Raw genomic sequence first — 22,521 nt, forward strand, 5'->3', positions numbered from 1 at the left:
GCCCCGAGCCACCGCATGCGCCTGTGCCAGGGGGTGCCGCCATCGGCGGAGGCCGCAGGTGCCGTTGCGGCCGCTGAAATTCCACATCCCCGTCCAGCGCAAACGCGAAAACCGGCGGAGGCGACCCAGGCCGCGCCGTCGGCACGAGGATTTCGGGCCGCCCTGAGGAGTTCAGGTGGCTCGAAACCACCGCATGCGCCTGTTCCAGGGGGTGCCGCCATCGGTGGAGGCCGCAGGTGCCGTTGCGGCCGCTGAAATTCCACATCCCCGTCCAGCGCAAACGCGAAAACCGGCGGAGGCGATCCGGGCCGCGCCGTCGGCACGAGGACTTCGGCCCGCCCTGAGGAGTTCAGGTGGCCCCGAGCCACGGCATCCGCCTGTGCTGGGGGATGCCGCTGTCGGCGGAGGCCGCAAGCGCCGTTGCGGCCGCTGAAATTCCACATCTCCGTGCAGCGCAAACGCGAAAACCGGCGGAGGCGACCCGGGCCGCGCCGTCGGCACGAGGATTTCGCGGCCCGCACCGTCGGCACGAGGATTTCGGCCCGCGCCGCAGCACGACGAGGAGTCACCCGGCAACGCCGCATCGCCTCATCGCTCCCGAGAAAGAGAAACAGAATCGGGGCTGCCCGGCAGCCAATCTGCGCTCGGGCGAGCCCCGTCATGCGTTAAATACCGTACTTGGCCCATCCCCAGGGGAGGATCTTGAAGTAGTAGCTGGGCACGAACTTCGAGAAACCGGAGACCTTGGTGGCCGGGAACTTGGACCCGTAGAGCATGAGGGCCACCTCCTTCTCGGGTCGTGAGCGGGGTCCATCAGTAGAGTGTATGCGTCCACGGGCCCGGCGGTCACAGGGAGAGGGGGTGGGCGGCGCCCCGGACCGCGCCGGGTCACCCGCCGAGGTGTTTCTCCAGCTCCTGCCAGGTGACGGCCGGCGGCGAGCACGCGAAGTTCCGGCAGACGTAGGCGGTGGCGCCGTTCACGGCGGCCTTTCCAGCCCAGATGGGTGCGTCGTCCCGCGGGCCGTCGATGCAGGTCAGCACCAGGTTGGGTTCGTACCTGCGCCCCAGTGCCGCCAGCCAGGACTCGGGTGCCTCGCCGACAAGCGTTACCTCGGTCGGGCTGCTCAGGTACAGGTCGAGGGCCTGCAACAGCGACGCCGTGGCGCCGGGAGCTCTCGCCATGAGGTCGCGGTGGGCGCGGAAGACGTCCTCGGCGACGAGGCGGAACCGATCGTCGCGCCGGTAGGGCTGCAGCCGCAGCAGGCTCATCACGGCCACGGCCGTGCCCGATGGGACGGACGCATCCGTGGTGTCGCGCGGCCGGTGGATCAGCGTTTCGGCCCCGTCCTGCGTGAGGAAGAACGAGCCGGCGCCGTCGTAGAAGCGGCGGAGCGTCTCGTCGGCCAGCCGCAGGGCCTCCTGCAGCCAGCGCTCCGCGAAGGTGGCCTCGTACAGGTCGATCAGACCGGCGGTAGCGAACGCATAGTCCTCCAGGTAGCCGGCGATCCCGGCCTGCCCGTCCTTGTACCGGCGCAGCAGCCCGCCCTGGCCGTCGCTGAGCTGCGTGAGCAGGAACTCGGCCGCGCGCGTGGCCGACTCCGTGTACCGGGTCTGCCGGAGGATGCGGCCCGCCCTGGCCATGGCCGAGATCATCAGGCCGTTCCACCCGGCCAGGATCTTCTCATCCCGGAAGGGCGGCACGCGCCGGGCCCGGGCGGCGAGCAGGCGGCGCCGCCCCTCGGCCAGTTGGCGCTCCACCTCCTCCAGAGGCAGGTTCAGGCTGGCCGCAAGGGCCGATGCCGGCTCGGCGACGTGCAGCACTGTCTTGCCGGTCTGCTCGAAGTTCCCCGTTTCGGTGATGCCGTAGTGGCGGCACAGGAGCGGCCCCAGTTCCTGGCCCAGCACCTCAGTCACCTCGTGCGGGTCCCACACGAAGTACTTGCCTTCCTCGCCCTCGGCGTCGGCGTCGGTGGTGCTGAAGAAGCCGCCTTCGGGGTGGGTCATCTCCCGGAGGACGTAGTCCAGGGTCTCCTCGGCAACACGGCGAAAGAGCGGATCGCCGGTGGCCTGCCAAGCCGAGAGGTAGACGGGGGGCAGCACCGCGTTGTCGTAGAGCATCTTCTCGAAGTGAGGCACCGCCCAGCGGGCGTCCACGGAGTAGCGGTGGAACCCGCCGCCCAGCTGGTCGTAGATGCCGCCCTCGGCCATCTTGCGGAGGGTCAGGGTGACCAGGCGCAGGAAGAGGTCGTCGCCGGTCGCCTTCCAGTGCCGCAGCATCAGCTCCAGCGCCGCAGCGTTGGGGAACTTGGGCGCGCCGCCGAAGCCGCCGTGCTCGCGGTCGATGCGGTTGGCCAGCGCACGGGCCGCATCCGCGATGAGCCGGCGGTCGGGCGTAGGGCCGCCGGGAGGCGGGAGCTCGTCGCTGAGGGCGATGCCCTGCGCCCAGTTCTCGGCGACTTGTTCGATCTCGGCGCGCTTCTCCTGCCAGGCCCGGGCCAGCGCGAGCAGCACCTGCCTGAAGCCCGGCCGGCCGTAGCGCGCGGTGGGCGGGAACTAGGTGCCCACGTAGAACGGTTTTTGGTCGGGGGTGAGCCAGACCGAAAGCGGCCAGCCCCCGGACCGGGTGACCAGCTGGCAGATGGTCTGGTAGATGTCGTCCAGGTCGGGCCGCTCCTCACGGTCGACTTTGATGCAGACGAAGTGCCGGTTCATGACCGCCGCGGTCTCGGGATCGGCGAAGGACTCCCGCTCCATGACGTGGCACCAGTGGCAGCTGCTGTACCCGATGCTGAGGAAGATCGGCTTGTCTTCCTCCCGGGCCCGCTGCAGGGCATCGGGCCCCCAGGGGTGCCAGTCGACGGGATTGTACGCGTGCTGCTGGAGGTATGGCGAAGCCTCGTGGATGAGGCGGTTGGGCGTGGTGGTCAGGAGAACCCCCTCCTTTGCCGGTGGGTGGTGGGCGGTGACGGGCGCACCGGACGTTTCGCAACTTTTTAGACGAAAAAGGGACGCTCTCGGGTGTTGTCAGCTCGCTTTTCCGCGGCCGGTTCTAGTCTTTGTCCCCGTGCGCCGTCCCCATCCGTCTCCTGCGGCGTGAGGCCGGGGCCAGCCCCCGGCGTTCACCTGCCACCGTCCCCGCCGCATACCATAATGCACACGCCCGTATGAAGGAGGGACCTGCGATCGGCCGCATCCGAACCACGAGGGAAGACCTGGAACTGATGGCGCGCCTGATGCGGGCAGAGGCCGAGGGCGAAGGGGACCTCGGCATGTTCATGGTCGGCACCGTGATCACGAATCGCATCTACGCCAACTGCGGAGAGTTTCAGGGCCTGCGCTCGGTGCGGGACATCATCAACCGAGACCTGGCCACCGAGTGCCGGACGGGGTTTGAGGCCGTGTGCAAGCCCTACTTCTGGCAGGGCGCCCGTGAGCGCGACATTCGCCTGGCGGAGCGGAACGCCAGGGGTGAACGGCAGCATCCGGCCACGTTTGCGCTCTGGTTCTTCCGGCCCCCTGGACAGGCGTGTCCCGCCACCTGGTGGGGACGGCCGCTGGCGGGCCAGTACAAGAACCACTGCTTCTACCTGGCGGATGCGCAGGCGTGCCCACGAGTCTTCTCCTAGGTGAGGTGGATGGATCTGAGCGGAATGATGCCGATGGGCGGAATGGGTCAGATGGGCCGGCCCGGTTGGCCGATGGGGCCGCAGGTGGGCCTGCCCCCGCAGATGATGATGCCGCAGGGCTTGCCCCCGCAGATGATGGTGCCACCGGGACTGTCCCCGCAGATGATGATGCCGCCGGGCCCGCCCCCGGAGCTGATGTACGGCGGACAGGTCTTGATTCCCCAGGAACAGAGCTATGTGGAGAACATCCTGCGGATGAACCGGGGGAAGGTGGCAACAGTCTACGCCACCTACGACAACAACCCCGAATGGGCAGCCCGGGTGTTCCGGGGCGAGGTGGAGAACGCCGCGCGCGACCACGTCGTGCTGAGCGATCCGCAGACCGGTCAGCGGTATATCATCATGATGGTGAACATCGACTACCTCACGTTCGACGAGCCGCTGCGCTACCCGGAAGAGATCTACCGCCCACCGGGGGCGTACTGAAGTGCAGGGCGAATCAGCCCTGCACAGCGCTACCCTGCCTGGCGCTACCCCGGCCTGGCGCTACCCCGGCCTGGCGCTGCCCGTGCCTGGCGCTGCCCCTGCCGGGCGCTGACTGCGCCGGATGAACCGGAGGGAAACCCTTCCAGGCGCTGATTGCGCCGAGTGAACCATAGGGAACCCCTGTCCTTCGGGCGCGTGCCGAAGCGACAGGGGTTCCCGGAAAACGACCAGCGGGCACCCCCGGGGTGGGTAGGGGGCCCGCTGGATTCCGTTATGCTATGTCGAGCATAACGACCTGATCCCATGATACTACACCAACTGAAAACCGTCAAGGTCAGTGCAGATTCAACTGCTCACGCACCAGCGCGCGCTGCTGCTGGAGAAGCTGAATCGCTTCGCCGCTGAGCTCGTTCAGGGCCTCGTAGAGCTGCCTGGCCTCGGTCGAATCGGTTTCAGCGGCCGACATGATCTGCTGGACGACCTCCCGCCGCTCGTGGCCGATCCGGCGCAGTTCCTCACCGATGTGTTCCAGCCTGTCCCAGGACACCTGGCTTCCGCCTCCCTACTGCAGCTTGCTGTCCGGGGGCATCGGCCGGTCGCCGGCCATGTCGTTCTGCCCGTCGAGCAGGTGGGTCATTCCGCGCACCAGGGTGTCGTCCTCCAGGACGCTGTAGAGGTGGTAGGCCAGGTCCTCCCGCTCGACCAGGATGTCCTCCAGCACCTCCACCGTGCCCCAGTCCCCCAGTTCGTGCGCCCGGCGGATCGTCTTGCGGAGCATCTCCTGGATCTTCAGCTCGTGCTCCAGGTCGTTGCGGAGGAAGTCCCGCATGGAGTGGCGGCCCTCGACCTCGTGCTTGATGTAGGAGAGCTCGTGCTGGGTGACGGGATGGGCCGTGGGCACGCCGCCCAGCCGCGCCACGCGCTCGCCGATATCGTCGATGTGCTTGGAAGTCTTCTCGATGTGTTCGTCCAGCAGGTGGTGCAGGCTGTGGAACGCCTCGGCGCCCTCGGTCAGCCAGTGGTGCTTGCGGTACTGGTGGAGCGCCACGTTCAGGGCGCACTGGTGGTCATCCAGCTGCAGCGCCATCTCGAGCCGGACCTCGTAGGGGAGGCCGATGCCGGCGCCCACCTTCTTGACCGTCCGCGGCTGTTGCCGGGTGACCATGTCATGGTTGGTGCCGTGCCCCGGCATGTTCGGGTTGTAGCCCGACTTGTCGAGGTTGAACTGTCCCTGGAAGTTCGCGAGGTTGGTCATGGTGGCGGTGAGCTGTCCCGCCGGCGTGGTCGGAAGTTGCAGCTTGTCTGGCATCCTCGGCCCTCCTGTCGGTGTGGTGAATCCTCCCCTATTGTGGGCGCGTCGGCGCCTCCGTATCCCGCCGCGGACAGGCAACGACAATGTTAAGGAAGTATGTGCGAACTGGGGGTACTGACCATATGGATGCTCAGGTGAAGAAGCAGGTCCTGCGCAAGCTGACCTACGGGCTGTACGTGGCCACGGCGAAGCAGGGGGACCAGGCCGCGGCGGCGACCGTCAACTGGCTCTCCCAGGCCTCGTTCCAGCCGCCCCTCGTGATGATGGCCGTCAAGGCCGACAGCGGGCTGCATGCCCTGCTGAGCCAGGGCGCCACCGTGGCCGTCAACATCCTCGGGGCCGGCCAGAAGAGCCTGGCCGAGACCTTCTTCCGGCCCACCCAGCTGGAGGGGAACACCCTGAACGGCGTGCCGTTCACCGAGGGAGAGACCGGGGCGCCGCTGCTGGAGGGTGTTCCGGCAGCCTTTGAGGCAAAGGTGGTCCACACGTACCAGGGCGGCGACCACACCGTCTTCGTGCTGGAGGTTGTGGCGGTGCACCTGAACGACCCCGACGCCAAGGTGCTCGAGATGTGGGACACCGGCTGGTTCTACGGGGGTTAGGCAGCCGGCGGCATGGGACAGCCGGCGGTGCGGGATCCAGGCAGCTTGCGGCGCTGGATCCAGGCAGCCGGTGGCACGGGAGCCAGGCAGCAGGCGGCACGTGATCCAGGCAGCCGGCGGGCTGAACGCCCCGTCGGGTACGGCGAGCCGCATGCATAACGCAAGGGAATCCGGGCGGCCTACGTCGCCCGGATTCCCGCGCGCAGGAGCACCCGGTTGCTCAGCAGCATGAGGCCCTGCACGGCCATCAGGATCCCGGTGCCCACCAGCATGGACTCGATGGGGATGAAGTCGGCCAGCGGACCGAAGACGAGCATGCCGAGCGGCATCATCGCGGCGGTGAGCATGTTCATCACGCCGAACACCCGGCCCAGCATGTTCTGGTCCACCTTCTCCTGGAGGAGCACCGTGGCCGGCGTGTGGAACAGGGGCCAGACCACGCCGCTCAGCCCCATGATCGCCAGATAGGTCCGGAAATCGTGCACGATGCCGAGCAGGAAGGTGCAGGCGCCGAACCCCAGTGTGGCCAGCGCCATCGTGCGGACACGGTTGCGGAAGCCGCCCCACGCCGCGGCGAGAAGGCCGCCCAGGATCATGCCGAGCGAGAACCCCACCTCGATGGCGGTGAGGTACCGGATGTCTTCGCCGAAGCTGCGCGTCACCTGCAGGGGCGTCAGGAACGAGACGGGCGCCGCCAGCACGAAGAAGAGGGCGCAGAACGCGAAGAACGCCTTGATGTACGCCTGGCCGGCGATGTAGCGGAATCCCGCCGCCATGTCTGCGAGATAGCTGGACGGCTGCGCCTCCCGGGCCCGGGGATGGACCGGAACCTGCACCAGCGTCAGGAGCATGGCGATGGCGGCCGCGGCTGTCGCCACATCGATGAAGAAGATCCACTCCAGCGGGGCGGTGGCGAAGAGGACGCCGCTCAGCATGGGCGACACCAGGGTCACGCCGGCCTGAATGCTGCTGTTCACGCCGTTTACCCGGGTGAGCTGCGCCTGCGGCACGATGTCGGGAATGAGGGCGTTGATGGCCGGCGTCTGGACGCCGCTGCCCGACGCGCGGATCGCCGACATGAGGTAAAGCAGCCAGAGGGAGTCGTACCCCGCGGCGAAGAGCAGGGCGAGCACGAGCGTTGCTGCCGCGATGGCGGCGTCCGACACGGCGATGATCGCCTTGCGGCTGTAACGGTCTGCCCAGATCCCGGCGAACGGGGAGAGGAACAGGGTGGGGAGGAAGGCGCAGATGATGGCGAGGGTCGTCGCCGTCCCGGACTGCGTGGTCAGGGTGATGTGCCAGAAGATCGCGTACTGCACCAGCGAAGTGCCCAGCGTGGACAGGGTCTGACTGCTCAGGAACAGCGCGGTGTTCCGCTTCCAGTCTCTCTCTACCAGCGTATCCATTCCTCCCGGGGAAAGATGCCGTCGCAATATCGGGGCTGCCCACCAGGGGCAGCCCCGCTCCCGTCATGATGACCTCCGGCGTCTAGTGTACTGCCGTGAAGCCGTTTTCTGCAAGCAGCGCTTCAAACAGCCCCTGCAGCCCCTCGCAGGCCCGGTCGCCGAGGTGCGCCCGGATCTTCTCCACATCGAAGAGTGAGTCGGGCACGGGATCGGAGGAGCAGGTGACGGCGAAGGCGTCCGGCCGGTCCTCGCACCGGTCGAACCGGGCCAGGATCGTGCCCTTGCCCCGGCCCGCGCTGGCGCGTACGCACCAGCGGAGGTTCGCCTCGTCCAGCCGCCGCTCGTACTCCTCGGTCGGGATTCCCGGCTCCCAGAGAGGGGGCTGGTCCTCATCGACCTCTTCCATGACCGGCTGGATCACCCAGCGCGCCGACTTGGCCGGCTGCTCGGCCCTGAAGGGCGGCAGCCATTCCCGCACCATGGCCGATGCCACCTTCCTGAGGGTCCAGCCTTCCGGCAGACGATAGATCACGGTGGACCGGGTGCTCATGCCGAACCACGCCCCTCTCCCGGAACTCTTTCGCAGGCGTACAAGACGACCTGATGCGTCCGCATCAGGTCGTGCGCACACCGGCGATGCTCATCTGCAGCCATTGTACATTACCCCGGGGGGAACCGCAAGCGATGGACAGCCCGGCCAGCTCGGGCGGTCATAGACGGCCCGTCCGCGCATACCACTTCCTCATGAGGGAGGGACACAGGTGCAAAGGGCACAGGTGGCTTGGGTGCTGTTCATGTTTGTGGCCGTCCTGCTGCTCCGGACGGGCCCGGCGGTGGTGACCGCCTTCGCTCCTGACGGCGGCTACGGCTCCGTCTTCTGCAACGCGCGCCCGGTTCCCGGGCAGCCTCCCCTGCTGGCCATCGTCATCGACGACCTGACGACCGGGGCCCCCGGGCTGGAGGAGATGCTCGCGCTGCCGTATCCGCTCACGTTCGCGATCCTGCCTGACCGGCCCGACGCCGGGGCGCTGGCGCGCCGCATCACCGCGCTCGGCCACGAGGTCATCCTGCACCTGCCCATGGACGCGGGGCAGGTGGATCCGCAGTGGTACGTGGGCCGGCCCATCTCCGGCCGGCAGTCCGACGAGGAGATCCAGCAGCTGGTCGCGGAGTGGCTGGCCGCGGTGCCGGAGGCCCGCGGGATGAACAACCACATGGGCACGGTCGCAACCCAGGACGAGCGCGTGGTGCGGGCCGTGCTGGAGGTGGCCCGCCGTCACGGGAAGTACATCCTGGACAGCATGACCACCGAGAACACGGTGGTGCCCCGCACCGCGGTGGAGATGGGCGTGCCCTGCATGCAGCGCTCGCTCTTCCTGGACCATGAGAACGGCGAGGAGGTCGTCACCGCCCAGCTGTACAAACTCGCCGAATGGGCGGAGACACACGGCGCCGCCATCGGCATCGGGCACGTGGGCGTGGGGAGGGAAGGAACCGCCGCAGCGCTGGCTGAGGTGCTGCCCGAACTGGAGGCCCGGGGCATCCGAATGGTCACACTTTCGCAATTGCTCATCTATCGGCAGGAAAATTAGCGAATTTAAGGCGAACCATTTATGGGATCGAACTAATCCTATGTACGGGAGCCCCCGCAGGGCGCTTCAGTACACCACAAAGGAGGTCTGCGTAGTGAATGTGGGGCAGATCTTCCAGCGCTACTTCAATGACTGGCAGAAGTTTGCGCTGGTCGGCCTCGGTGCGCTGCTGGTGCAGGTGGCAGCCGGTTTCATCACCGCGGTGCTGGGCGTGGTGATGGTGGGTCCCGTCATCTTCTCCCTGATCAGCATGGATTTCATGGGGTTCGACCCGTCCTTCGGGCGGATCGGGGCGATGGTGGGGGCCATGGGCGGGTTCTTCATCGTGGCCATGGTCGTCGGCGTCGTGGCCATGGGCATGGCCAACGGCGGGATGATCGGGGCGGTCGCTGCGTACCGCCGCGGCGAGGATGCGGGACTCGGCACGTTCTGGTCCTGTGCGGTCCGCTACTTCGGCAAGATGATTCTGCTGGGTATCATCTATGGTCTGATCCTGCTGGTCAGCGCGCTCGTGAACATCATCCCCGTGCTCGGGCAGCTGGTCTTCCTCCTCTGGTGGCCGACCGCGTCCATCGTGCTGCTCATCTACCCGGCGTACCTCATCGTCAACGACGATTACAGCGTCGGCAGCGCCGTGGGGCAGGGCTTCCAGATCCTGAAGTCCCAGTTCGGCCCCAGCGTGCTGGGCGGCCTGATCATGCTGCTCTTCATCGCTGCCTTCGGCCTGATCGCCCTGGTGCCGGTGGTCGGCTCCCTGGTCGTGGCCATCTTCGGCCAGCCGCTGCTGCTGTACTTCTTCATCGAGCGGTTCGAGCACGAGGTCCGTCCCCGCCTCGCGGCGTAAGGGACGTGGGACAGCGCGGAAACGGCCCTCCCGGTGAGCGGGAGGGCCGTTTCGCCGTGCTATCCCTCGGGGCGCCCGGCCGTGGCCGGCTGCAGCGCCGCGACCTTCCGCTTCCAGCGACCGGAGGCGTAGTAGCCCAGGTGAAGCAGGAAGCTCGCGACCGCCGAGATCAGGATGCCGGTCCAGATGCCGGCCGGCCCCATCCCCAGGGAGCGGGCCAGCAGGTAGGCCGCGGGCACCCGGACCACCCACAGGCCGATGACCGTGAGCACCAGCGTGGCCATGGTGTCGCCCGCGCCCCGCATCACGCCGCCCAGCACGAAGACCAGGGCGAAGAAGATGTAGCTCCACCCGTTGATGCGCAGGTAGAGGCTGCCGGCCGCCAGCACGTCGGGCTCCCGGTTGAACAGGGCGATCAGGATCGTCGGCTTCAGCACGGCCACCAGCGTGACCATGCCGGTGACCAGCACGCCCAGGCCCGCACACCACCGGACGGCGGCCGAGACCCGGTCCAGCTTCCCCGCGCCGAGGTTCTGCGCCACCACCGACGTGACCGCGAGGCCCATCGACATGGAGGGGAGGAAGGCGGCCTGGTCCAGGCGCTGCGCGGCGCCGAACGCGGCGACCACGTCGGGGCCGAAGCTGTTGATCAGCGCCGTCACCGTGACCATGCCGAAGGAGACGACCGCCTGCTGCAGCCCCGCGGGCAGTCCGATCCGGAAGATGCGGCCCGCCAGGCGCCAGTCCACGCGCCAGTAATCGCGGCTCAGCCGTATCAGGTCGGTTTTCTTCAGAATCCAGCGCACCAGCCAGACGGCGCTGATTCCCTGCGAGATGACGGTGGCCGTCGCGACCCCGGGCACGCCCAGAGGGGGCACCGGACCCAGCCCGAGGATGAACACGCCGTCCAGCACGATGTTGAGGACGGTCGCGATGGCCAGCGCGACGAGGGGGGTCGTGGCGTCGCCCAGCCCGCGCAGGATGGCCCCCAGCGTGTTGTAGAGAAAGAGGGCGAGGATGCCGCCCATGAAGATGGCCAGGTAGGCGGCGGCGTCGTGGATGATCTCCTCGGGCGTGTCGATCAGGCGCAGCAGCGGGTACCGGAAGACGACCCCCAGCACCCCGACGAGCGCCCCGAGGAAGGCCAGCAGCGTGAGGGAGGTGCCGATGGTCCGCTGCACCAGCTCGTCCTGGCCCGCGCCCCGGTACTGGCCGACCAGCGTGGTCGTGGCCATGGTGAGGCCGACGACGAGGGAGATGAGAGCGAAGATGAGGGGCTGGGAGACCGATACGGCGCCCAGCGCGTGCTTGCCGATCACCTGGCCCACCCAGACCGAGTCCACCACGTTATACAGCATCTGCAGGAGGTTGCCGGCAAACAGCGGCAGCGAAAACAGGATGATGTGGCGGGGAATGGAGCCCTGTGTGAAGTCTCGCTGTGGACCGCGACGCATGGTGCGCCTCCTTTGCCAAAGTCTGCCGGGGCGGGCGTCTTACAGGACCTTCCCCCCGGGCGGTCCATAGAGTGGAACAGACAGAAGTCCAGCCACTCGGGGGGCCGAAGACGCCAGATGCATAGATGGATCGCACTGCTCCTGGTTGTGCTTCTGTTCGCCGGCTGCGCGGCCAGGGGGGAGGGGCCCGGGCAGCCGGGCGCGCCGCCGCGGGAGGTCCGCATCGGCTACATGCCCAACGTGACCCATGCCCAGGCGGTGCTCGGCGTGGCCGAAGGCACCTTCGCGCGCCAGATCGGCGCCGAGGTGCGGCCGCGCCTGTTCACTTCGGGTTCGGCGGCGCTCCAGGCCCTTTTCGCCGGGGAGGTGGATCTGCTCTACGTGGGTCCCGCCCCGGCCATTCAGGGCTACCTGCGCTCAGACGGCGCCGCCCTGCGGGTGATCGCCGGGGCGGCGTCGGGCGGATCCGTCCTGGTTCTCCGGCCGGGTGTGGACCGGCACGACCTCCGGGGCACGCGCCTCGCGACGCCGGGGATCGGCAACACCCAGGACGCCGCCCTGCGCTACCTGCTCCTGCAGGAGGGCTGGCGCACCCGCGAGCGGGGCGGCGACGTGGCGGTGTCGCCCATGGCCCCGGCGGAGATCCTGACCCTGTTCAGCCGGGGCGAGTTGGACGGCGCCTGGGTCGCCGAGCCGTGGGGCAGCCGGCTGATCCTGGAGGCGGGGGGCGTCCTCGCCATCGATGAGCGGGACCTCTGGCCCGAGGGGAGGGTGCCTACGACCCTGGTGGCTGTTCACCCGGATTTCCTCGAGCGGCATCCGGACGTCGTGCGCCGCTTCCTGGAGGCCCACGCGGCCATCACCCGGGCGATTCAGGCCGACCCGGAGGGCAGCCGCGCCCGGGTGCAGCAGGCGCTGGCCGACCTGCAGGGCCGGCCCCTGAGCGACGAGGTGATGGCGTCCGCCTGGGCGCGCATCGACTTCACCTGGGACCCGATGCCGGATGCGGTGGCCGAGATGGCCGGGCGCGCCTTTGCGGCCGGACTGCTGGGCGCCCGCCCGCCGGACCTCACCTCCCTGTACGACCTGACCCTGCTTCAGGAGGTGGCTCCATGAGACAGCCGGCCGTTCAGCCGGTGCCGCCGGAGCTGGCCGTTTGCTCGGTGACCAAGCACTTCGAGACCCGCCGCGGGCGGCTGAAGGTCCTGGACCGGGTGAGCCTCAGCGTGCAGAGGGGTGAGTTCCTCTGCCTGCTCGGTCCCTCGGGGTGCGGGAAGTCCACCCTGTTCAACATCATCGCCGGACTGGAAGAGCCGGACTCGGGGGAGGTCCTGGTGGAGGGGGAACCCATCTCCGGGCCGGGGCCCGACCGGGTGGTCGTCTTCCAGGACGGGGCGCTGTTCCCCTGGCTGACCGCCCTCGGCAACGTCGAGTTCGGCCTGAGCCTGCAGAACATACCCAGGGCTGAGCGGCGGGAGCGTGCGCTGGCTGCGCTGGACATGGTGCGGCTGGCCCGCTTCAGGGATGCCTACATCCACGAACTCTCCGGCGGCATGCGCCAGCGGGTGGCGATCGCCCGCGCCCTGGCCCTGGAACCCAAGCTCCTGCTGATGGATGAGCCCTTCGCCGCGCTCGATGCCCAGACCCGCAACATGATGCACGAGGAACTCCAGCGCATCTGGGCGCGGACGGGGCAGACCATCATTTTTGTGACGCACAACGTCTCGGAAGCGATCCGGCTGGGCGACCGCATCGCGGTGCTCTCCTTCCGGCCGGGGCGCGTCCGGCGCGAGGTGACCCTCCAGCATCCCCGTCCCCGCAAGGCCGACGACCCGCGGCTCCTGGAGATCCGCACCTTCCTCGTCCGCGACCTGCGCAGCGACGTGGAGGCGGCGATGGAGGAGGAGCTGCGCGATGGCTAGGTGGAAGGCCGGCCTGCTTTCGGCTGCGCTGCTGCTCGCCGCCTGGCAGGGCCTCGCCTGGGCCGGCCTCTGGCCCCGCTACGTGTTCCCCTGGCCGGAGGACGTTGCGCTGACGCTGTGGCGGCTCGCCTCCAGCATGGAACTGGCGGTGGCGGTGCTGCACACCATGAAGCGCATCGGCCTGGGGTTCGGCCTCTCGGCCGCGGGCGGCCTGGTGCTGGGCCTGGCGATGGCCCGGTCCCGCACGCTCAGCGACCTGCTGGGGCCGGTGGTGCAGGGGCTGCAGTCCATGCCCTCCATCTGCTGGTACCCGCTGGCCGTGCTCTGGTTCGGCTGGAACGAGGGCGCCCTGCTCTTCGTCACCACCGCCGGGGCGCTCTTCGCCGTGGCCGCGGCCGCGGAGGCCGGGGTGCGCAACATCCCGCCGGGCTACCTGCGGGCGGCGGCCACCATGGGCGCCCGGGGATGGCGGCTCTACACCCGGGTCGTGCTGCCCGCGGCGCTGCCGGCCCTGCTTACCGGCCTCCGCCTGGGCTGGTCCTTCGCCTGGCGCTCCCTCATGGCCGGGGAACTGCTCTTTCTGAACCTGGGATTCGGCCACCTGCTGGCGATGGGCCGCGATCTGGGCGATGCCGCCCAGGTGATGGCCGTCATCGTCGTGATCCTTGCCGTGGGCATCCTGGTGGACCGCGCCTGCTTCAGCCGCGCGGAGGCCGCGGTGCGGCTGCGCTTCGGGTTCGATCAGGCCGCGTGAAACGGCGGCTGCCGCCCCGAGGGGCGGCAGCCGCCTCTGCCTAGTTGTACGCCTTCTCCCTGCTGTGCTGCCGGAACCATTCGGCCAGCTGTTCCAGGTCGATCTCTCTCACCGCGAGCGCCCAGGCGGTCTGCTCCAGCTCCTGCTCCGATGCGGTGATCTCGCGGCCGTTGAGCATCAGGAACAGGCACCCTGCTGCGATCGCCACCCGCTTGTTGCCGTCCACGAAGGGATGGTTCCGGGAGATGCCCTCGGCCAGCGCGGCGGCCTTCTCCTCCAGGGTCGTGTAGAGCGCCCGGCCGTCGTAGGTGCGGAACGGGCGGGCGGCAGCCGACTTCACACCGCCGATGTCGCGCACGCCGGGCGGGCCCCCGGTCTCCGCGATGATCCGGCGGTGCAGCCGGATCAGGTGATCCGTCGTCAGGCAGATCAGCATGTGCCCAGCCGCTCCAGAACCCGGCGGTAACGCGCAAAGAACGCCTCCACAGCGGCCTCCACCTCCTCGTCCGTGGCCGGCCGTGCCTCGCGCTCGTCGCTGCCCTGATTCGGGGCGGTGTCTGCGCGCGGATCAGTTCCCCACTCCAAGGCGATCCCCCCTTCGCCCTACAGGCGCTGCCCCAATGGTACCACCTGCGCGCCCGACACTTCAAGCCAGCGGGTCAGTCCCCCCTGCGGGTGAACAGACCGGCGGCGCCGCCCTGGGTGAGCGGCCACGGGTCCACGGGCGTGTTGCCCACGGTGGCCGTCCAGTGCAGGTGCGGCCCGGTGGAGAAGCCGGTGGAGCCCACCGTGCCGATCATCTGCCCGGCCTCCACCCAGTCGCCGGGCCGGACGTGCAGCTCGTCGCAGTGGTAGTAGGCGGTGAAGAGATTGAGCCCGTGGTCGATGACGATGGTCCGGCCGGAGACGATGAACTCCTCGGCCAGCACCACCTTGCCCCGGGCCGGGGCGTAGATGGGCGTACCGGTCGGCGCGCCGAAGTCCATGCCGCTGTGCCGGCCGGTCTCGACGCCGTTGACAATGCGGATCTCGCCGAAGTAGGTGGTCACCCGCAGTTCGCCCTCCAGCGGGGGCTGGAAGACGTCGCGCCAGAGCGGCTCCGGCTCGCTGACGGACCGCAGCCGGTACAGCTTCTCCCACTGCTCGGCCTGCCGGGGATCGTAGTAGATCTGCTCCTGCTCCTCGGTCACCTCCAGCCGGTCGACCGTGAAATCCTTCTTCACCACTTCCAGGGCGCCCTCCCACTGCCCCCCGTCCCAGGTGAGGCGCACCGGATAGGTGCCCACCCGGGCCGCGGCGGGGATGCCGATGAAGGCGGTGGGCTGCCGGTCCAGCAGGAACAGCTTCGGCTGCTCGTCGAGGCCTTCCACGTGGAGGGTGGGATCGCCGGGCAGGGGCTGGTCCACCCGCAGCACGGCGAAGTCCCCCTGCAGGACCTGCACGGGATGCAGCTCCACCACGGGGGGAGAAGCTGGGACTTGCACCGTTTCCGCAGGGACGGGCCGGGGCGCCGTCGAAATCTCCCCGGTGTCCGGAGGGGCGGCGGCGCAGCCGGTCACCAGCAGCGCGGCCAGTGCCAGGCGCGTCGCACATCGGATCCTGCTCATAGGTCCTTCCCTTCGAAGCGGGCGATCTGCGCCCGCAGATGCTGTGGAATGGGGACGGGGCGCTGCTGGCCGTAGTCGAAGTGCACCAGCACCGCACGGCTGGTGGCCACCAGGCGCCCGCTGTTCTTCTCTATGATCTGACCTTCGATGACCATGCTGGAGTTCCGGATTTCGCTCACCCGGGTGCCGATCAGCAGCCGCTCCCGGAGGAAGGCGGGCGACCGGTACGTGATCGTCAGCTCTGCGAGGATGAAGGAGAACTGTTCGGACAGCGCCTCGGCGAGTTGGTGGAAGTACTCGACCCGAGCGGTTTCGAAGTAGGTGGCGTACACGGCGTTGTTGACGTGCCCCAGCATGTCAATGTCGCGGAACACGACCTGCTGCTCCATGACGAAACGGAAGCCCTCCAACCGATGACCCTCCCTCTGTTTGTTCTCCCCCCAATTCCATCCCGCGGTTGACAGATCCTGCTCTGAACCAGTACAACGAAAAAGGGTCAAGGACTGACGCGACAGGGGGTCGTTCCTGTGATCTGGTTCCTGTTGGCTGCAGGCTTGCTGCTCATCGTCCTCGGCGTATGGGGCGGACCGGCGACGCGCCGGCGCCCGGAGAAGGCCGAGCGCATTCCCCGGGAGGCCACCGTCCAGGAGGCATGGGATATTCTGACCAGCCCGGTGCAGTACGATGACGAGTTGATCAAGATTCCCGATCACCGGCCCTGGTTCCTTCCGGGCGGCGACCGGCGCTTCCAGCGGGGCCTGCTGGTCGGCTTCGGCGGCGGCCTGCTGGTGGCCGCGCTGCTCCTGCCCCTTGTCGCCCGTCCGGCGCCTTCTGCGGAACCTGAGCCGGGGCAGGGCACCGGGGTGGTCCAGGAACCGGGCCAGCCGGATCCCGGCGGGGCGGCCGGGGATCCGTCAGCGGAGCCGGCGCTGCCGCCCGCGGACCCGGATCCCGCGTCTGAGCCGGGGATCGGGGAGGAGCCGCCTTCCGGCTCTGAGCCGGGGCCGGAGCCTGCGGAGCCGGCCATCGTGACCGTCACGGTGGACATGGGTTCCAGCTCGCAGGACATCGCCGCGCTGCTGAAGGATGCCGGGCTGGTCGGGTCGGAGGAGGAGTTTCTCTCGGTCGTGGCCGAGCTGGGGGTCGAGACCCGGCTGCAGGCCGGCACCTTCGAGATCCCCAAGGACGCCTCGCCCGTCGAAATCGTGAACCTGCTGACGCAGTGACGGCGGCCCGCCGCCGTCTGACAGGGCCTGCACCCGCCCGCACCGGGGGGTGCAGGCCCTGTCGTTTCCCGCCCTGCCCCCCCGGTGTGCCTGTCCGGGCTCGTGATTGCATGAACTTAGAGGAAAGTGAATATAGTCCGACGAACTATGGCAGGCGTTACCGGATCTTTGGGGGAGGGTTCGGCTGATGGATGGAAAGCAGTTTGCGGCGCTTCTGAGCGAGGACCGGCGTTTCCCGCCGCCGCCTGACTTCGCGGCCCGGGCCAACGTGGCGGACGAGAGCCTGTACGAGCAGGCCGCCCGGGACCGGGAGGGGTTCTGGGCGGCCCAGGCGGAGCGGCTGCACTGGTTCCGGCGGTGGGACAAGGTGCTGGAGTGGAACCCGCCGTTCGCGCAGTGGTTCGTGGGGGGCAAGCTGAACGTCGCCTACAACTGCCTGGACCGGCACCTGGCCGGCCCGACGCGCACCAAGGCGGCCATCATCTGGGAAGGCGAGCCCGGCGACGAGCGGGTGCTCACCTACCTGGACCTGCACCGGGAGGTCTGCCGCTTCGCCAACGTGCTCCGGCAGATGGGCGTCGGCAGGGGCGACCGGGTGACCATCTACCTGCCGATGATCCCCGAGGCGGCGGTGGCCATGCTGGCCTGCACGCGCATCGGGGCCATCCACTCGGTGGTGTTCGGCGGCTTCTCGGCCGAGGCTCTGCGCGACCGCATCAACGACAGCCGTTCGAAGGTCGTCGTCACCGCGGACGGCGGCTGGCGCCGGGGCAACATCATCCGCATGAAGCAAATCGTCAACGAGGCGGTCGTGGACTGCCCCAGCGTGGAGAAGGTGATCGTGGTCAAGCGCATCGGCCACGAGTCGCTGGTGGAGCATGGCTGGCACCCCGGGCGCGATCACTGGTACCACACGCTCATGCGCAACGCCCCGGTGACCTGCCCCGTGGAAGAGATGGACGCGGAGGACCCGCTGTTCATCCTTTACACCTCCGGTTCCACGGGGAAGCCCAAGGGCGTGCTGCACACCACGGGCGGCTACCTCACCCAGGTCGCGGCCACCGCCCGGTACGTGTTTGACCTTAAGGACGAGGACGTGTACTGGTGCACCGCCGACATCGGCTGGATCACCGGCCACTCCTACGTGATCTACGGCCCGCTGGCCAACGGCGCGACCACCCTGATGTACGAGGGGGCGCCCGATTATCCGGACCGCGGCCGGTTCTGGGAGATCGTCCAGAAGTACCGCGTGAACATCTTCTACACGGCGCCCACCGCCATCCGCTCCTTCATGCGCTGGGGCGAGGGATGGCCCGAAAAGTACGACCTCTCGTCGCTGCGGCTGCTGGGCACCGTGGGCGAGCCCATCAACCCCGAGGCGTGGGTGTGGTACCACAGGCACATCGGCGGCGAACGCTGCCCCATCGTGGACACCTGGTGGCAGACGGAGACGGGCGCCATCATGGCGACGCCGCTGCCCGGCGTGGTGGCCACCAAGCCCGGTTCCATCACGCGGCCGTTCCCCGGCATCGAGATGGCCGTGGTCAACGAGGAGGGGAAGGAGGTTCCCCCCGGCACGGGCGGCTACCTGGTGATCAAGTCGCCCTGGCCCTCGATGCTGCGCACGCTCTGGGGCGATCCCCAGCGGTACGTCTCCACTTACTTCGCCCGGTTCGGCGAGGCGGTGTACTTCACCGGCGACGGCGCCAAGTGGGACGAGGACGGCTACTTCTGGATCATCGGCCGGGTGGATGACGTCATCAACGTCTCGGGCCACCGCATCGGCACCATGGAGGTCGAGTCGGCCCTGGTGGATCACCCCCTGGTGGCCGAGGCGGCCGTCATCGGCAGGACGCACGCCGTGAAGGGCCAGGCCATCACCGCCTTCGTCACGCTGAAGGAGGGCCGGCGCGGCACGCCCGACCTGGCCGACGAACTGAAGCAGCACGTGGTGAGCAAGATCGGGGCCCTGGCCAGGCCCGAGGAGATCTACTTCGCCGCGGACCTGCCCAAGACCCGTTCCGGCAAGATCATGCGGCGGCTGCTCCGGGACATCGCCGAGGGACGGGCCCTGGGCGACACCACCACGCTCGCCGACCCGAACGTCGTCGCGCAGCTCCGCCAGCAGTACGAGGCGCAGGAGGCCGGCTAAGCTGAAGGGGAGGGGGAAGCCCCTCCCCATCTTGCTTACCGCGCCGGCACGCAGATGACCTGCCCGATGCGCAGGTTCTGCGGGTCGACCGGGTTCACGCGCAGCAGGTTGGCGACGGTGGTCTGCCGTTGCCAGGCGATCTGGCCCAGGGTGTCGCCGGGCTGAATGCGGTAGGTCTCCCATCCCTGGGGGCAGCGGCGCGGCGGCGCGACCCAGGGCGACCTGCCCGGGATGCAGAGGGGCTGGCCGATCCGCAGGGCCCAGGAGTTGACCCCCGGGTTGGCCCGGGCGATGGCCTGCGGGGTCGTGCCGAACCGCCAGGCCAGGGTCCAGAAGTTGTCGCCCGGCTGCACGGCGTACGGGAAGGATCCTGGCGGGCACTGAGGCACGGTGCTCACCTCGCATGAGGATCTTCTCTCCAGCCTATGTTCTGTCGCCCGGAGCGGCTCTCCGCGTTCCCGGGCCGGCTGGCCCGGCAGATCAGCGAGAACATCGAGCTGGCCTCGAAGGGGCAGGCGGTCCTGGAGACCATCCGGAGCTCCGTGGCCGAGAGCACACCGGGTCATCGTGCTGTCACAGGAGATCCTGTCGCTCCTGGGCGAATGCCAGGAGGCCTGGCCGAAACGGGAGTGAGCCGCGCCGCGCAGAGGAGCCTGGATCCCGCCGGGGAGCCACCCACCGGGGAGCCAGGCTCCTGCCTCTTCCTGGAACGCAACGGGGCCCGTCCATCGTCCTAAGACTGAAGTGATTCCGAGGAGGGGATCCGGTTGACCTGGAAACGCCGCCGGGCTGCCTGGTGTGCGCTGCTTCTCCTGCTCCTGATCCTGGCCGGCTGTGCCGGTGGGGGAGACCGGGGGGAACCCGGCGCGCCGCCCGCCGGCGGTGCGGGGCCGGCCCCCGGCCCGGAGGCGGGGGCCGGCCCGAACCCGGCACCCGGGGCGGAGGCGGGGGCGCCTGGCCCGAATCCGGCCCCCGGGGCGGACGCGGATGAGCCGCCCGGCCCGGCGGCGGGGCAGCGGCAGACCGCCCGCCTGCTGGCGGTGGGCGACCTGCTCATGCACCTGCCCCTGGTTTACGCGTCGGCGCTGCCGGACGGCGATTGGGATTTCACGCCCCTGTTCGAGCCGGTCCGCCCGTGGATCGAGGCCGCGGACCTGGCCATCGCCAACCTGGAGACGACGCTTACCGGCCCCGACTACCCCTGGGCCGGCTACCCCAGCTTCAACACGCCGCCGGAGCTGGCCCGGGATCTGAAGCGGGTCGGATTCGACGTGCTGACCCACGCCAACAACCACTCGCTGGACTACCTGACGTTCGGCATCGAGAAGACCCACGAGGCCCTGGAGCGGTACGGGATGCCGCACACGGGCACGGCCCGCACGCCCGAGGAGCGGGAGGAGATCCTGGTCGTGGAGGCCGCGCCGGGCATCCGGGTGGCGGTGCTGGCCTACACCGCGACGACCAACTGGATCCCGCTGCCCGAGCCCTGGTCGGTCAACCTGGTGGACGATGAGCGGATGCCGGCCGACATCCGCCGGGCCCGGGCCCGGGAGGACGTGGACCTGGTGGTCGTCGCGCTGCACTTCGGCGAGGAGTACGCCCGTGAGCCCAACGACGACCAGCGCTACTACGTGGACGTGGCGCTGCAGGCCGGCGCAGACGTCGTGCTGGGCAGCCATCCGCACGTCATCCAGCCCATCGAGGTGCGCCAGGTGCGGGACGAGTTCGGCCGTGACCTCCCCCGGGCCGTGATCTACAGCCTGGGCAACTTCATCTCCAACCAGGAGGGGCTGTACCGGGAGGCCGGGCTGATGCTGCTCATCGACGTGGCCAAGGCGGACGGCGTGACCCGCATCGAGCAGGTCTCGTTCGTGCCCACCTGGGTGCACCCTTATCGGGCTGACGGTCAGCAGCGGTACCGGGTGGTGGCGGTGGAGCAGGCCCTGCGGGATTACGAGGCGGGCCGCGACCCGTACCTCACCCCGGCCGACGTCCAGCGGCTGCAGGAGGTCTGGGCCGACACCACCCGGCAGGCCGTCGGCAGCCCCGAGGTCTCCCTCTGGTCCGTCGACCAGCCCCGTCAGCACCCCGCCGCACAGGCCGCGGCCGCCGGCACGTCATAGACTGGGGGAGAGTGCCGGAGGATACATGAGGAGGTGGACGCTTGGCCGAGGCGAGACAGATGCTGACGCGGGCGGATGTGGAGGCGGTGCTGGAGGCGTCGCGGAAGCAGCCCGTGCTGGTGTTCAAGCACTCCACCCGGTGCCCCATCTCGGCTGCGGCCCACCGGGAGTGGCAGGCCTTTCTTGCCAGCCCTGAGGCCGGCCGCGCGGCGCACTTCTGGGTGCGGGTGATCCAGGAGCGGCCCGTGTCGCTCGCGCTGGCGGGCCGGGTGGGGGTGCCGCACCAGTCGCCCCAGGCCCTGCTGATCAAGGACGGCCGGGCGGTGTGGTACGACTCCCATTACGGCATCACGGCGGCGCGGCTGAAGGCGGCGCTCGCCCGGCACGCCGCGCCGGAGGTGTGAGCACGGCAGGTGATGCGCGGCAGGCTCCAGGCCCTCCCGCCGGGGGAGGGCCTGGAGCCTTTCCTGTGCAGCGCCGCGCCCGGCCCGCGACCTATTTCTCCAGGATGCAGACCACGGCCTTCATGAAGAACTCCGGCGCCACCGCGGCCAGGGGGCGCAGGAAGCTGCGCAGCGGGACCAGCCGCCAGTGGGCGATCTTGAAGGGCGACGCCTCCACGATCTGCCGGAACCGCTTGATGGTCATGCGGTTGATGTACGTGATCCGGGTGCGGTTCGTCTCGGGGTCGCCCAGCCGCAGCCGGAGCCGCATCTCGGCGTCCGGCAGGTTCTTTACCAGCTCCCGGTAGGCCTCAATCAGCACCGGCTCGCTGAAGAAGGCGTGGACCCAGGGGATGCCGATGACGTCGGACAGGTGGGCGCCGTAGGGGTGGTAGTACGGCGGGAAGTTGGTGAAGAACCGGCCGCCGGGCTTCAGCACGCGGTAAGCCTCCCGCAGGACCGCCTCGGGCTGGGCCACGTGCTCCATGACGTCGTTGGCGATGATCACGTCGAAGTAATCGTCCGGGAAGGGCAGGGCGGTGGCGTCGGCGGTGAGGAACTCGGCCCTGTCGGAGAGGTTCTTCTCCTCGGCCATCGCCCGGGCCTCGTGCTCGTAGTGGGGCACCACGTCCACGCCGTAGATCTTCTTCACGCCCAGGGTGGCGTAGTAGAGGGTCTTTCCGCCCGCGCCCGAGCCGATGTCCAGCACGGTCTTGTCCCGCATGATCTCCTCCGGGGAGAGGAAGGGCCGGTAGTGCGCCAGGGTGAGATGCCCCCGCTCAAACTGCCAGTCGGCGTAGCGCATCGTGCCCTGGTTGGCCAGGTTGAACGGGTGCACGGGCGGGGGGAAGAGCCTGTTCAGGGAGAGCAGAAGCCTGGTGGCCAGTCGCAACTTGTTCACCACTCCTCATCGGTGCCGCTCGGGCGGCTGGGGTCCGCGGGTTTCAGGATTCCCCGCGGCCGTCCCCTCTG

Annotated in this window: 25 protein-coding genes; 12 read left to right on the plus strand and 13 right to left on the minus strand. The window is 69.1% G+C overall.

Features of this window, described 5'->3' with window-relative positions; all coding sequences use genetic code 11:
* Positions 1–888: 888 nt before the first annotated feature.
* Together ACZ5UM_RS09360 and ACZ5UM_RS09365 are read right to left on the minus strand one after the other, a co-directional pair.
* Complete coding sequence (locus tag ACZ5UM_RS09360; RefSeq protein ID WP_464843708.1) at positions 889–2,511, minus strand: thioredoxin domain-containing protein; 1,623 nt, start codon at positions 2,509–2,511, stop codon at positions 889–891.
* A 42-nt stretch (positions 2,512–2,553) separates the two neighbouring features.
* Complete coding sequence (locus ACZ5UM_RS09365; RefSeq protein WP_464848334.1) at positions 2,554–2,928, minus strand: DUF255 domain-containing protein; 375 nt, start codon at positions 2,926–2,928, stop codon at positions 2,554–2,556.
* 293 nt (positions 2,929–3,221) lie between these two features.
* Here ACZ5UM_RS09365 and ACZ5UM_RS09370 point away from each other — a divergent pair, with 293 nt between their 5' ends.
* Positions 3,222–3,626, plus strand: a complete 405-nt coding sequence (locus ACZ5UM_RS09370; protein ID WP_464843709.1) for a cell wall hydrolase — start codon at positions 3,222–3,224, stop codon at positions 3,624–3,626.
* A gap of 9 nt (positions 3,627–3,635) precedes the next feature.
* Entirely contained in the window at positions 3,636–4,112 is a 477-nt protein-coding gene (gerQ, locus tag ACZ5UM_RS09375; protein WP_464843711.1) for a spore coat protein GerQ, read from the plus strand.
* A 334-nt stretch (positions 4,113–4,446) separates the two neighbouring features.
* Here the strand turns inward: gerQ and ACZ5UM_RS09380 are convergent, their stop codons facing one another.
* Together ACZ5UM_RS09380 and ACZ5UM_RS09385 are read right to left on the minus strand one after the other, a co-directional pair.
* Positions 4,447–4,659, minus strand: a complete 213-nt coding sequence (locus tag ACZ5UM_RS09380; protein ID WP_464843712.1) for a hypothetical protein — start codon at positions 4,657–4,659, stop codon at positions 4,447–4,449.
* A 15-nt stretch (positions 4,660–4,674) separates the two neighbouring features.
* On the minus strand, positions 4,675–5,421 hold the full coding sequence (locus tag ACZ5UM_RS09385; protein WP_464843713.1) for a Dps family protein: 747 nt from the start codon (positions 5,419–5,421) through the stop codon (positions 4,675–4,677).
* 125 nt (positions 5,422–5,546) lie between these two features.
* Between ACZ5UM_RS09385 and ACZ5UM_RS09390 the strand changes: the two genes are divergently transcribed.
* Positions 5,547–6,026 carry a flavin reductase family protein gene (locus ACZ5UM_RS09390; RefSeq protein ID WP_464843715.1) on the plus strand — a complete coding sequence of 160 codons (480 nt, stop codon included), beginning with the start codon at positions 5,547–5,549 and terminating at the stop codon, positions 6,024–6,026.
* A gap of 179 nt (positions 6,027–6,205) precedes the next feature.
* On the opposite strand, the gene ACZ5UM_RS09395 is transcribed toward ACZ5UM_RS09390, so the two are convergent.
* Both ACZ5UM_RS09395 and ACZ5UM_RS09400 read right to left on the minus strand, forming a co-directional pair.
* Positions 6,206–7,432, minus strand: a complete 1,227-nt coding sequence (locus ACZ5UM_RS09395) for an MFS transporter (protein ID WP_464843717.1) — start codon at positions 7,430–7,432, stop codon at positions 6,206–6,208.
* Between the two features lie 82 nt (positions 7,433–7,514).
* Positions 7,515–7,982: a hypothetical protein gene (locus tag ACZ5UM_RS09400; RefSeq protein ID WP_464843718.1), complete on the minus strand. Its 468-nt coding sequence runs from the start codon at positions 7,980–7,982 to the stop codon at positions 7,515–7,517.
* A 211-nt stretch (positions 7,983–8,193) separates the two neighbouring features.
* Here ACZ5UM_RS09400 and ACZ5UM_RS09405 point away from each other — a divergent pair, with 211 nt between their 5' ends.
* The gene (locus ACZ5UM_RS09405; protein ID WP_464843719.1) at positions 8,194–9,024 is read left to right on the plus strand and encodes a divergent polysaccharide deacetylase family protein; all 831 of its coding nucleotides are present in this window, start codon (positions 8,194–8,196) and stop codon (positions 9,022–9,024) included.
* A gap of 94 nt (positions 9,025–9,118) precedes the next feature.
* Positions 9,119–9,868, plus strand: coding sequence for a hypothetical protein (locus ACZ5UM_RS09410; RefSeq protein ID WP_464843720.1), 750 nt, complete (start codon positions 9,119–9,121; stop codon positions 9,866–9,868).
* Between the two features lie 59 nt (positions 9,869–9,927).
* Here the strand turns inward: ACZ5UM_RS09410 and ACZ5UM_RS09415 are convergent, their stop codons facing one another.
* Positions 9,928–11,322 carry an MATE family efflux transporter gene (locus ACZ5UM_RS09415; protein WP_464843722.1) on the minus strand — a complete coding sequence of 465 codons (1,395 nt, stop codon included), beginning with the start codon at positions 11,320–11,322 and terminating at the stop codon, positions 9,928–9,930.
* Between the two features lie 117 nt (positions 11,323–11,439).
* Between ACZ5UM_RS09415 and ACZ5UM_RS09420 the strand changes: the two genes are divergently transcribed.
* Genes ACZ5UM_RS09420 through ACZ5UM_RS09430 form a run of 3 tightly spaced genes read left to right on the plus strand, consistent with a single transcriptional unit; the run spans position 11,440 to position 13,998 of the window.
* Entirely contained in the window at positions 11,440–12,438 is a 999-nt protein-coding gene (locus tag ACZ5UM_RS09420) for an ABC transporter substrate-binding protein (protein WP_464843724.1), read from the plus strand.
* Positions 12,435–13,244 carry an ABC transporter ATP-binding protein gene (locus ACZ5UM_RS09425; protein WP_464843726.1) on the plus strand — a complete coding sequence of 270 codons (810 nt, stop codon included), beginning with the start codon at positions 12,435–12,437 and terminating at the stop codon, positions 13,242–13,244. Before ACZ5UM_RS09420 ends, ACZ5UM_RS09425 begins: the two co-directional genes overlap by 4 nt.
* A complete protein-coding gene (locus ACZ5UM_RS09430) occupies positions 13,237–13,998 on the plus strand; it encodes an ABC transporter permease (RefSeq protein ID WP_464843728.1) in 762 nt (253 codons plus the stop codon). The genes ACZ5UM_RS09425 and ACZ5UM_RS09430 overlap by 8 nt, the downstream gene beginning before the upstream one ends.
* A 40-nt stretch (positions 13,999–14,038) precedes the next feature.
* Here the strand turns inward: ACZ5UM_RS09430 and ACZ5UM_RS09435 are convergent, their stop codons facing one another.
* The 4 genes from ACZ5UM_RS09435 to ACZ5UM_RS09450 all read right to left on the minus strand — a co-directional run bounded on the left by ACZ5UM_RS09435 (position 14,039) and on the right by ACZ5UM_RS09450 (position 16,015).
* Positions 14,039–14,434, minus strand: a complete 396-nt coding sequence (locus ACZ5UM_RS09435; protein ID WP_464843730.1) for a type II toxin-antitoxin system death-on-curing family toxin — start codon at positions 14,432–14,434, stop codon at positions 14,039–14,041.
* Complete coding sequence (locus ACZ5UM_RS09440) at positions 14,428–14,583, minus strand: hypothetical protein (RefSeq protein ID WP_464843731.1); 156 nt, start codon at positions 14,581–14,583, stop codon at positions 14,428–14,430. The genes ACZ5UM_RS09435 and ACZ5UM_RS09440 overlap by 7 nt, the downstream gene beginning before the upstream one ends.
* Before the next feature lie 74 nt (positions 14,584–14,657).
* Positions 14,658–15,605 (minus strand): M23 family metallopeptidase, encoded by a 948-nt coding sequence (locus tag ACZ5UM_RS09445; RefSeq protein WP_464843733.1) that lies wholly within the window; start codon positions 15,603–15,605, stop codon positions 14,658–14,660.
* On the minus strand, positions 15,602–16,015 hold the full coding sequence (locus ACZ5UM_RS09450) for an acyl-CoA thioesterase (RefSeq protein WP_464843735.1): 414 nt from the start codon (positions 16,013–16,015) through the stop codon (positions 15,602–15,604). The genes ACZ5UM_RS09445 and ACZ5UM_RS09450 overlap by 4 nt, the downstream gene beginning before the upstream one ends.
* Positions 16,016–16,132: 117 nt before the next feature.
* Between ACZ5UM_RS09450 and ACZ5UM_RS09455 the strand changes: the two genes are divergently transcribed.
* Complete coding sequence (locus tag ACZ5UM_RS09455; protein ID WP_464843737.1) at positions 16,133–16,831, plus strand: hypothetical protein; 699 nt, start codon at positions 16,133–16,135, stop codon at positions 16,829–16,831.
* A gap of 187 nt (positions 16,832–17,018) precedes the next feature.
* Complete coding sequence (acs, locus tag ACZ5UM_RS09460) at positions 17,019–18,983, plus strand: acetate--CoA ligase (RefSeq protein WP_464843739.1); 1,965 nt, start codon at positions 17,019–17,021, stop codon at positions 18,981–18,983.
* Between the two features lie 35 nt (positions 18,984–19,018).
* On the opposite strand, the gene ACZ5UM_RS09465 is transcribed toward acs, so the two are convergent.
* Positions 19,019–19,381, minus strand: coding sequence for a LysM peptidoglycan-binding domain-containing protein (locus ACZ5UM_RS09465; protein WP_464843740.1), 363 nt, complete (start codon positions 19,379–19,381; stop codon positions 19,019–19,021).
* A 369-nt stretch (positions 19,382–19,750) separates the two neighbouring features.
* Between ACZ5UM_RS09465 and ACZ5UM_RS09470 the strand changes: the two genes are divergently transcribed.
* Positions 19,751–21,106 (plus strand): CapA family protein, encoded by a 1,356-nt coding sequence (locus tag ACZ5UM_RS09470; RefSeq protein ID WP_464843741.1) that lies wholly within the window; start codon positions 19,751–19,753, stop codon positions 21,104–21,106.
* Between the two features lie 41 nt (positions 21,107–21,147).
* Complete coding sequence (ytxJ, locus tag ACZ5UM_RS09475; RefSeq protein WP_464843743.1) at positions 21,148–21,510, plus strand: bacillithiol system redox-active protein YtxJ; 363 nt, start codon at positions 21,148–21,150, stop codon at positions 21,508–21,510.
* A gap of 91 nt (positions 21,511–21,601) precedes the next feature.
* Here the strand turns inward: ytxJ and ACZ5UM_RS09480 are convergent, their stop codons facing one another.
* Positions 21,602–22,450, minus strand: a complete 849-nt coding sequence (locus ACZ5UM_RS09480; RefSeq protein WP_464843745.1) for a class I SAM-dependent methyltransferase — start codon at positions 22,448–22,450, stop codon at positions 21,602–21,604.
* Positions 22,451–22,521: the final 71 nt, after the last annotated feature.

It is taken from the genome of Symbiobacterium ostreiconchae, from assembly GCF_055396975.1.